The organism is Mesorhizobium sp. LCM 4576 (genome assembly GCF_001854815.1).
GTDB classification, from domain to species: Bacteria; Pseudomonadota; Alphaproteobacteria; order Rhizobiales; family Rhizobiaceae; genus Mesorhizobium; species Mesorhizobium plurifarium.
In genome coordinates this window covers 1-9,496 of sequence record NZ_MDDT01000075.1, presented here as the reverse complement: position 1 = coordinate 9,496, position 9,496 = coordinate 1, and the positions used below count along the sequence as shown (strand labels likewise).

Below are 9,496 nucleotides of genomic sequence, written 5' to 3'. Positions count from 1 at the left end.
GGAAGGTGCTCGACGACAAGCGCCGCGCCGGCGAGCGCATCCTGTTCGAGGGCGCGCAAGGCACGCTGCTCGACATCGACCACGGCACCTATCCCTTCGTCACCTCGTCCAACACCGTGGCGGGCCAAGCGGCAGCCGGTTCCGGCGTCGGCCCCGGCGTCATCGGCTACGTGCTCGGCATCACCAAGGCCTACACGACGCGCGTCGGCGAGGGACCGTTCCCGACCGAGCAGAAGAACGAGATCGGCGAGTTCCTCGGCACGCGCGGCCACGAATTCGGCGTCGTCACCGGACGCAAGCGGCGCTGCGGCTGGTTCGATGCGGTGCTGGTGCGTCAGGCCGTCGCCGTCAACGGCATCAAGGGCATCGCGCTCACCAAGCTCGACGTGCTGGACGGGCTCGACGAGATCAAGGTCTGCACCGGCTACCGGCTCGACGGCGAGACGATCGATTACCTGCCGGCCAGYCAGGGCGCGCAAGCGCGGGTCGAACCCATCTACGAGACCCTCGAAGGCTGGAAGGGAACCACGGCCGGCGCCAGAAGCTGGAACGATTTGCCGGCGCAAGCCGTCAAGTATGTCCGCTATATCGAGGAGCTGATCGGCGCCCCGGTGGCGCTGCTCTCCACCAGCCCCGAACGGGACGACACAATACTTGTGACCGACCCGTTTCAAGACTAGTTTCGCAGCCCTTCCCGGCGCTATGGCTGATTTGCGGCCGGCGGGAAAAAGAATGCAGGTCACCTGACGCATGGCAGATTTCGTTAGTGTTCTGAAAAAGCAGCTCGAGAAGAAGGGGGATCCTTCGTTCGAGGTGCGCAAGCAGATATACGACGGTGCCCGCGCGGTGCTGGCGAAGAAGCTCGCCGAATATTCCCCGCCGCTGGCACCCGATGTCGTCAGCAAGCAGAAGCGCTCGCTGGAAGACGCCATCTCCAGCGTCGAGCGCGACTATGTCAAACGCGTTCCGGCCGAGGATCCGCTGGCGGAACTGGAGCATATCTTCTCTTCCATCGACCGCAACAGGAACCAGCCGAACCACTCCCGCCAGCCGGCGGCGCCTGTGGCTGCGAAGCCGGATCCGTTCAAATCCGAACCGTTCAAGCCGGCGGCCCCGCCCGCCAGGACGGAACCGAGCTGGCAAAGCGCGCCGAAGGCGGAGCCCGCGCCGCAGGACCCTGCGAAGGCCGAGCCAGCCTGGCAGAACACGGCAAGGACCGAGCCAAGCTGGCAGGCAGCGCCGAAGGCGGAGCCTGCCTGGCAGAAGGCGACGCCGCCGATGCCATCGCCGCGCGAAGACGATGTGGGCGTGGCCGGCATGGACGATGCCGACGATGGCGGCGATGTCTTTGCCAGCGATGAGCAGCCGGCCGACACCTTCCAGCGCCTGCGGCCACAGCCGCAGGAGCGCAAGCGCGGCTATGGCGGCTTGATCGCCGCTCTCATCGCGCTCCTGGTGCTGGCGGGCGGCGGCTACGGCATATGGCTGAACAAGAACGCGTTCGGCTCGCTCTTCGGCCTTGGCGGCGGCAGCAAGACGGTCTCGACCGAGCCTCTGGTGAAGCCGGCTCCGGCCAAGCCCGCCACCGAGACGGCCGCCGCGCCGGCCCCCGCCGCCAGCGAGCCCGCGGAGACGACCAAGTTCACACAACGCCTGACGCCCGAGGGCAAGGAGACCGATCCCGGCCCCGCCGGCGGACAGGCCACGATCGGCGAGGGCGAATCCGTCGCGGCGCTGACGTCGCGGCCGCCGGCCGCGCCGACAACGGCGCCAGCGACGACCCCGCCTGCTGTGGCCACGCAAACGCCTGGCGCGCCTGCCGGAGGAACAGCGCCGGCGACCGACGCGGCCAATCCGACCCCGCCGGCGGCCGGAACCGCACCGCCAGCGGCAGGCGCCACGCCGCCCGCGGCTGGAGCAACGCCGCCGGCCGCAGGCACGACGCCGCCCGCGCCGGCGACCGCCGAGGCGACCGTGCCGGTCGGGCAGAAGGCGATCTTCTATGAGGAGCGCACGAGCACCCAGCAGGGCACGGCCGAGCCCGGCAGCATCGTCTGGTCGCTGGTGCAGGAATCGCCCGGCGGCGACCTGCCGCCGGAACCGGCGATCCGCGCCGAGGCGACGATCCCCGGCAAGAACATCCAGTTGCGCATGACGATCCGGCGCAACACCGACCAGACCTTGCCGGCCAGCCACATCATCGAGATGATCTTCCTGACGCCGGAAGGGTTTGACGGCGGCGGCGTCGATAACATCCTGCGCATAGCCATGAAGAGCTCCGAGCAGGATGCCGGCAGCCCGCTGATCGGCATTCCGGCCAAGATCGCCGACGGCTTCTTCCTCGTCGCGCTCAACGACACCAAGGCGGACGAGGACGCCAACCTGACGCTGCTTCGAGGCCAGGACTGGATCGACGTGCCGGTGGTCTACAAGACCGGACGCCGCGCGCTGCTGACCATGGAAAAGGGCATCCCGGGCGAGAAAGTGTTCGACGAGGCGCTGAAGGCCTGGGCGACGAAGACGTCGGGGTGAGGGGCAGCGGCGGTTTAAGCCGCCGCCGCTCAGAAGCCCTGAAACAGCATGTCGAGCGCGGCGACGATCTCGTCGTGGTGGCTTATGAGGTTGGTTCGATTTTCACCGAGTTCGGTCGCAGCCACTGTCGCGATCAGGTGAGTAGCCATCACCATCTTGCGCCCATTGATCTCGAAGACCGGATGCAGCTTGCGCATCGGCGAAGGCGTCGAGGTCAGCGACAGAAGCGGAACGACGACCCTAGTCTTGAAGTGGTCGAGCAGGCCGGATTGAACATCGAGCAAATAGCCGCCTTCGATGCCGCTGGCGAAGACGTCGTAGCGCGCCATCAGAATTGCCGATGCTCGGCGAGCGGGATGCCATGCTTGTCGACATAGTCGTTCCAGGCCTCCATCGTCGCACGGTTCTCAAGCTTCCACAGCCGCGTTTTCTCCGCAGCAACCGCTTCCGCTATACCGGCTTCCGCGGCACGCGAGACATTCACGTTGAACCCCTTGGCTTCCGCCATAAGTTGAGAATCGATCGACAGATTAGCCGGTTGACGGACCGCGTTCGCTGCTATCTTGCGCATGATGGCGTCCTCATTATGCGCATATCTTATGCGCACGGTACCGCCTTTGCAATGAACGCGGTATTACCCCTCCATCTCCTCCCGCAGCATCTCCAGCTCCAGCCACTCTTCCTCGAGTGCGGCAAGCGTCGTGCGCTCCTTGTCGAGCGCGGCGATGGTCTTCTGGAACGAGACGGGATCGCGCTCGTAGAAGGCGGGGTCGGCGATGTTGTTCTCCAGCCGCGAGATCGAGGCCGTCACCGCCTCGATCTTCTTCGGCAGGGAGTCCAGCRCGAACTTCTGCTTGAAGGAGAGCTTTTTCGCTGGACCCTTGGGTGCTGTCTGTTCGGCTTTCGGCGAAGCCTCGGCGGTCTCGGCCTTCGACCTTGCCTTGCGGTCTTCTAGCTTCGAGCCGCCGCGCTGCGCCAGCATGTCGGAATAGCCGCCGGCATATTCGATCCAGCGGCCGTTGCCCTCTGGCGCGATCACGCTGGTGACGGTGCGGTCGAGGAAGTCGCGGTCGTGGCTGACCAGGATCACCGTGCCGGCAAAGCCCGCGACCAATTCCTGCAGCAGTTCCAACGTCTCCATGTCGAGATCGTTGGTCGGCTCGTCGAGCACCAGAAGGTTCGCCGGCCGCGCCAGAACGCGGGCCAGCAGCAGCCGCGCCCGCTCGCCGCCGGAAAGCTCGCGCACCGGCGTGCGCGCCTGCTCGGGCTTGAACAGGAAATCCTTCATGTAGGAGACGACATGGCGCTGCTCGCCATTGACGAGCAGGTTCTCGCCGCGCCCGTCGGTCAGGTAGTGCGCCAGCGTCTCCTGCGGGTCGACGGCCTCGCGTTTCTGATCGAGCGTCGCGATCTCGAGATTGACACCGAGCCGCACGGTGCCGGCATCCGGCGCCAGCTCTCCGGTCARCATCTTCAGCAATGTCGTTTTGCCCGCGCCGTTCGGGCCGACCAGGCCGACGCGGTCGCCGCGCTGGATGCGGGTCGAGAACCCTTTGACCACGGTGAGGTCGCCAAAGCTCTTGTCGATGGCCTTGGCTTCRATCACCAGCTTGCCGGATTCGGCGGCGTCRCTCGCCACCATGGTGGCGGTGCCCTCGGCGCCGCGATGGCTGCGGAAGCGCTGGCGCATGGTCTGCAATTCGCCGAGCCGGCGCATGTTGCGCTTGCGCCTGGCGGTCACGCCGTAGCGCAGCCAGTGCTCCTCGCGCACGATCTGGCGGCCGAGCTTGTGCTGCTCGCGCTCCTCCTCCTCCAGCACCTGGTCGCGCCACTCCTCGAAATGCGCGAAGCCCTTGTCCAGGCGCCGCGTCTGGCCGCGGTCGAGCCAGACGGTGGCGCGCGAGACGCGCTCGAGAAAGCGGCGGTCGTGCGAGATCAGGATCACCGCGGAAGAGGTGCGGGCAAGCTCTTCTTCCAGCCACTCGATGACCGAGAGATCGAGATGGTTGGTCGGCTCGTCGAGCAAAAGGATGTCGGGCTCGGGCGCCATGACACGGGCTAGCGCAGCGCGGCGCGCCTCGCCGCCTGAAAGATCGTTCGGCCGCTCCTCGCCGGTGAGGCCGAGATGTTCCATCAGATAGGTGGCGCGATGCGGATCGTCGGCCGGGCCGAGGCCGGCTTCGACATAGGCGCGCACGCTGGCGAAACCGTCCATGTCGGGCATCTGCGGCAGATAGCGGACCGTGGCCGAGGGTTGGCGGAAGACCTCGCCGTCCTGCGGCTCGATCATGCCGGCGGCGATCTTGAGCAGCGTCGACTTGCCCGAGCCATTGCGGCCGACCAGCGCGATCTTCTCGCCGGCGGATGCGCTGAGCGCCGCGCCGTCGAGCAGCGGCGTGCCGCCGAAGGTCAGTTTAATGCCGTCGAGGTTGAGGAGTGGCGGCGCCATATCAGCTTTCTGGAAGAGGATAAGGGTGGGCCAGAAGCAGCGCCCGGCCGCGCTCCAGCGCGATGCCGAGCCGCCCTTTGACCTCGTTTGATATAGTGAGCGAGGAGCCGAACGCCACCTCGACGCGGTCGAGCGGCCATTTGGCGCCGGTCACAGTCAGGCCGCCAAGCTCGGAGAAGCCGAGCACCGAAAACAAGGTGCCCTCATCATAGTCGAAGCTCGATTTGCCGGGCAGGATCGGAACGCCTTCCTGCGCGCCGCTCGTCAGCAGCACCCGCGTGCCGGCGGCGGCCAGCCGCACGGCCAGCGCCAGATGCAGGACGGCATGGTCGGCGCGCTTGCCGCCAAAGGCTCCGGCCAGCACCAGGCTGGTGGCGCCGCGCTGAAGCGCTTCCGCTATGGCGAGCTCTCCGTCGGTCATGTCCTTCTCGGCCGGGAAGACTTTTCGCGGAACGGCGGCGAGATCATCCGGCAGGTTGGCCGGCACCGAATCGAAATCGCCAACCCAGAGTTCCGGGACGATATCCAGCAAGCGGGCATGGCCGATGCCGGCGTCGGCGGCGATGACGCGCGAGCCAGTGATCTGGCGTTCGAGCCGGGGCGTGCGGATGAGTTCGCCGCCAAGCAGGATGGTGAATGTGCCCATGGGCGTCGCCCTTACCAGCCCACCGGGCGAAACGGAAGCCGGATGCAGTGCGCTTCGGTTGCGAACCCTGCCGGCGAACATTAGCTGCCCGGCAAAACTTCCGCTTGCGCGCCGCTTCGGCCGGGCCTATCTGTCGAAACGCTCTAACGGGGTGCCGGACGTGATCCGGCTGAGAGGCGATCAAGCCAACCCGCTGAACCTGATCCGGTTTGTACCGGCGGAGGGATTAGACGTTTCGGACCATCCGGCGCCTCAATTCCTTGTCACTCGAACGAAGGAGGCGCCGATGCGCGCAATGCTGTCCAATCTCATTCTCGCAACCGGCCTTGTTGCGCTTCTGGCGGGCGTCGCGCCTGCCGAGGCCAAGGACAAGCTCACCGTCTATACTTATGAAAGCTTCACCGCCGATTGGGGACCCGGACCGGCCGTGAAGAAGGAATTCGAGGCCGAATGCGGCTGCGATCTCGAATTCGTCTCGGTGGCCGACGGTGTGGCGCTGCTCAACCGCGTCAAGCTCGAAGGCGCCGGCACCAAAGCCGATGTCGTGCTTGGCCTCGACACCAATCTGACGGCGGACGCGAAGGCGAGCGGCCTCTTCGCGCCGCATGGCGAAGTCTCCGGGATCAATGTGCCCGGAGGCTGGAGCGACGACACTTTCGTGCCCTTCGACTATGGCTATTTCGCCGTCGTCTACGACACGCAGAAGCTGAAAGTCCCGCCGAAGAGCCTGAAGGAGCTGGTGGAAGGCAGCGGCACCGACAAGATCGTCATCCAGGATCCGCGCACCTCGACGCCCGGCCTTGGCCTGCTTTTGTGGGTGAAGTCTGTCTATGGCGACAAGGCGCCGGAAGCCTGGGCCAAGCTCAAGACCAAGGTCCTGACGGTGACGCCGGGCTGGAGCGAGGCCTATGGCCTGTTCACCAAGGGCGAGGCTCCGATGGTGCTCTCCTACACCACCTCGCCGGCCTACCACATGGTGGCCGAGAACACCGAGCGCTACCAGGCGGCCTCCTTCGAGGAGGGCGAATACCTGCAGATCGAGGTTGCCGGCATCACCACGGCCGGCGCGAAGAACCCGCTGGCGCAGAAATTCATCGCCTTCATGACCGGACCGAAGTTCCAGGACGTCATTCCGGAGACCAACTGGATGTTCCCGGCCGGCAAGACCGACAAGCCGCTCAACCCGGCCTTCGACAAGCTGGTGAAGCCGACCAAGACCTTGCTGTTCAGTCCTGAGGAAGTGGCGGCCAACCGCAAGGCCTGGGTGGATGAGTGGCTGGCGGTGATGAGCAAGTAGGGCTGCGATGCTTGCGCCAAGGCCCCCCTCTCTGTCCTGCCGGACATCTCCCCCTCAAGGGGGGAGATTGGCTGTCACGCCGACTTTCGCCAATCTCCAATGCTGCAGGACTAAGCGGGGCGTCGAAGCTGCTAATCTCCCCCCTAGAGGGGGAGATGGCCGGCAGGCCAGAGGGGGGCGCGAAGGAACGCGGCGTTCGCTGAATCTCAACAAGGTGCAGCGTGCACGCCACGCGTGACTCCCGCATAACCGCTGGCGTCATCGCTCTTGCAGCAATCGCCATCCTCATCGGCGGCGCCTTCGCCGGCCTCGCCATCGAAGGCGCGCATGACCTCTCCGGCGCTGCCGCCGCCTTCGACAGCTATCTCTTTCGCGTCGCCCGCTTCACGCTTTGGCAGGCGGCTCTCTCGACGCTCCTGTCGGTCGCGCCGGCGCTGCTCGTGGCGCGCGCCTTGTCCCGGCATCCAGCCTTTCCCGGCCGCCGACTGATCCTGCAACTGTTCACCGTGCCGCTGGCATTGCCGGCAATCGTCGCCGCGCTCGGCATATTGGCGCTCTACGGTCGCGCCGGGTACTTTGCCGGCGTCTTCGCCGGGCTTGGCGGCGGAGAATGGCCCGGCATCTACGGCCTCTCCGGCATCCTGGTCGCGCATGTCTTCTTCAACCTGCCCTTGGCGACGCGCCTGTTCCTGGAGTCGCTGGGCACCATTCCCGCCGACCAGTGGCGACTGGCGAGCCAGCTTGGGATGAGCGCCCGCCCGGCCTTCCGGCTGATCGAATGGCCGGTGCTGCGCGCGGCCTTGCCGGGGATCGCCGGACTGGTCTTCATGCTCTGCATCACCTCCTTCACCATCGTGCTGACGCTGGGCGGCGGTCCGGCCGCGACGACGCTGGAGGTCGCCATCTACCAGGCGCTGCGCTTCGATTTCGATCCCGCGCGCGCCGTGGTGCTGACGCTGTTGCAGATCGCGCTGACCTTCATCGTGGTCGTCGCTCTCACGCGGCTCGGCGCCAACGCCGTCGGCGACGCCAATCTGCCGGTGGCGCCGCGCCGCTACCTTTCGGCGGGCCGCATGGAGAGCGTGCTGAATGGCGGCCTCATCGTGCTTGCCCTGCTGTTCGTCGCCGGACCGATGGCGGCGACGGTGGTTTCAGGTCTGGAGGCCGATCTCGGCCGATTGGCGGGCGAGGAGGCGGTGCGCCGCGCGACGCTCACCAGCGCGGGCCTTGCTTTGCTTGCGGCGCTGCTCAGCGTGACCTTGTCGCTGGCGCTGATCGCGGCGCGGCGCGCGCTGGCCCTGCGGCGCCGTGCCGGCAGCGCCATGTCGCTGCTCGAGCACGCCGCCGACACCGGAGCCGGCTTCGTGCTCGTCGTGCCGCCGATCGTGCTTGGCGCCGGCTGGTTCCTGGCGTTGCGCAGCATCACCGATGTCTTCGCCATCGCGCCGGTCATGGTCGTCGCCGTCAATGCGGTGATGGCCATGCCCTTCGCCATCCGCGCCATTCGCCCGGCCTATGATGCGGCGAGCGAACGCCATGAGCGGCTTTGCCTGGCGCTCGGCATATCCGGCTGGACCCGGCTCAGCCTGATCGACTGGCCGTCGCTGAGGCGGCCCTTGGCCACCGGATTCGCCTTCGCCATGGCGCTGTCGCTCGGCGATCTCGGGGTGATCGCGCTGTTCGGCAGCGATTCCGTACAGACCTTGCCCTATCTGCTTTTGGCGCGCATGGGCAGCTACCGGACCGCCGACGCCGCGGGACTCGCCTTGCTGCTCGGCCTCGTCTGCCTGATGCTGGTGGTCGTTGCTGACTGGCTGGGGCGGGAAGGAAAGTCATGACGACGACGATCGACGGCACCGCCGCGCATAAGGGCCTCACCGTCACGCTGGATGGTATCGCGTTCAGCTACGGCGAATCTTCCTTCCGCTTCGATGCCGAATTCGCGGCGGGCAGGATCACCGCCATCATGGGGCCGAGCGGTTCCGGCAAGTCGACGCTGCTCAATCTGATAGCCGGCTTCGAAACGCCCGATGCGGGCAGGGTGCTGATCGGCGGCATCGACATCGGCGACACGCCGCCTTCGGCGCGACCGGTGTCGATGGTGTTCCAGGAAAACAATTTGTTTGCCCACCTTTCGGTCGAAGCCAATGTCGGACTCGGCCGCTCGCCGTCGCTGAAACTCGGCGAGGCCGACCGCGTTGCCGTCGCCGAGGCACTGGCGCGTGTGGGCCTGGCGGGCAAGGAAAAGCGGCTGCCGCGCGAGCTTTCCGGCGGCGAGCGGCAGCGCGTGGCGCTGGCGCGGGTGCTGCTGCGCGACCGGCCGGTCTTGCTGCTCGACGAGCCTTTCGCATCGCTCGGCCCGGCGCTGCGCGAGGACATGCTCGATCTTGTCGCCGGCATCCATGCCGAACGCGAAATGACGGTGCTGTTCGTCACGCATCAGCCGGAGGATGCGCGCCGCATCGGCCAGGACGTGGCATTTCTCGATGAAGGCACGATCGCGGCGGCCGGGCCGGCCGACGATTTCTTCGACCGGTCTGGACCGGATGCGTTCAGGCGCTATATCGGCGAT

At 66.7% G+C, this 9,496-nt stretch carries 9 protein-coding genes and 1 riboswitch; of the genes, 5 read left to right on the top strand and 4 right to left on the bottom strand.

The window, feature by feature from the left end; translation table 11 throughout:
• Together LCM4576_RS31525 and LCM4576_RS31520 are read left to right on the top strand one after the other, a co-directional pair.
• The coding region (locus LCM4576_RS31525; protein WP_198540347.1) for an adenylosuccinate synthetase at positions 1–680 on the top strand (680 nt) is incomplete at its 5' end.
• A gap of 70 nt (positions 681–750) precedes the next feature.
• The gene (locus tag LCM4576_RS31520; RefSeq protein WP_071036262.1) at positions 751–2,532 is read left to right on the top strand and encodes a hypothetical protein; all 1,782 of its coding nucleotides are present in this window, start codon (positions 751–753) and stop codon (positions 2,530–2,532) included.
• Between the two features lie 29 nt (positions 2,533–2,561).
• On the opposite strand, the gene LCM4576_RS31515 is transcribed toward LCM4576_RS31520, so the two are convergent.
• The 4 genes from LCM4576_RS31515 to LCM4576_RS31500 form a co-directional block, all read right to left on the bottom strand.
• Positions 2,562–2,861, bottom strand: coding sequence for a CcdB family protein (locus LCM4576_RS31515; RefSeq protein WP_071036261.1), 300 nt, complete (start codon positions 2,859–2,861; stop codon positions 2,562–2,564).
• Positions 2,861–3,103, bottom strand: a complete 243-nt coding sequence (locus LCM4576_RS31510) for a type II toxin-antitoxin system CcdA family antitoxin (protein ID WP_071036260.1) — start codon at positions 3,101–3,103, stop codon at positions 2,861–2,863. The genes LCM4576_RS31515 and LCM4576_RS31510 overlap by 1 nt, the downstream gene beginning before the upstream one ends.
• 63 nt (positions 3,104–3,166) lie before the next feature.
• Positions 3,167–4,981, bottom strand: a complete 1,815-nt coding sequence (locus LCM4576_RS31505) for an ABC-F family ATP-binding cassette domain-containing protein (RefSeq protein WP_071036259.1) — start codon at positions 4,979–4,981, stop codon at positions 3,167–3,169.
• A gap of 1 nt (position 4,982) precedes the next feature.
• A complete protein-coding gene (locus tag LCM4576_RS31500; RefSeq protein ID WP_041000895.1) occupies positions 4,983–5,627 on the bottom strand; it encodes a thiamine diphosphokinase in 645 nt (214 codons plus the stop codon).
• Between the two features lie 137 nt (positions 5,628–5,764).
• Positions 5,765–5,870, top strand: a riboswitch (TPP riboswitch).
• A 52-nt stretch (positions 5,871–5,922) separates the two neighbouring features.
• On the opposite strand from LCM4576_RS31500, the gene thiB reads away from it, so the two are divergent.
• The 3 genes from thiB to thiQ all read left to right on the top strand — a co-directional run.
• Positions 5,923–6,924 (top strand): thiamine ABC transporter substrate binding subunit, encoded by a 1,002-nt coding sequence (gene thiB, locus LCM4576_RS31495; protein ID WP_407067411.1) that lies wholly within the window; start codon positions 5,923–5,925, stop codon positions 6,922–6,924.
• Between the two features lie 221 nt (positions 6,925–7,145).
• On the top strand, positions 7,146–8,762 hold the full coding sequence (thiP, locus tag LCM4576_RS31490) for a thiamine/thiamine pyrophosphate ABC transporter permease (protein ID WP_071036012.1): 1,617 nt from the start codon (positions 7,146–7,148) through the stop codon (positions 8,760–8,762).
• Positions 8,759–9,496: thiamine ABC transporter ATP-binding protein (gene thiQ / locus LCM4576_RS31485; RefSeq protein WP_071036258.1), on the top strand; the 738-nt coding region annotated here is incomplete at its 3' end. The genes thiP and thiQ, both read left to right, overlap by 4 nt.

Excerpts from the sequence above, each read along its gene's own strand:
- thiB (WP_407067411.1), top strand. The coding sequence starts at position 5,923 with ATGCTGTCCAATCTCATTCTCGCAACCGGCCTTGTTGCGCTTCTGGCG.
- LCM4576_RS31515 (WP_071036261.1), bottom strand. The coding sequence starts at position 2,861 with ATGGCGCGCTACGACGTCTTCGCCAGCGGCATCGAAGGCGGCTATTTG.
- LCM4576_RS31510 (WP_071036260.1), bottom strand. The coding sequence starts at position 3,103 with ATGCGCAAGATAGCAGCGAACGCGGTCCGTCAACCGGCTAATCTGTCG.
- LCM4576_RS31500 (WP_041000895.1), bottom strand. The coding sequence starts at position 5,627 with ATGGGCACATTCACCATCCTGCTTGGCGGCGAACTCATCCGCACGCCC.
- LCM4576_RS31520 (WP_071036262.1), top strand. The coding sequence starts at position 751 with ATGGCAGATTTCGTTAGTGTTCTGAAAAAGCAGCTCGAGAAGAAGGGG.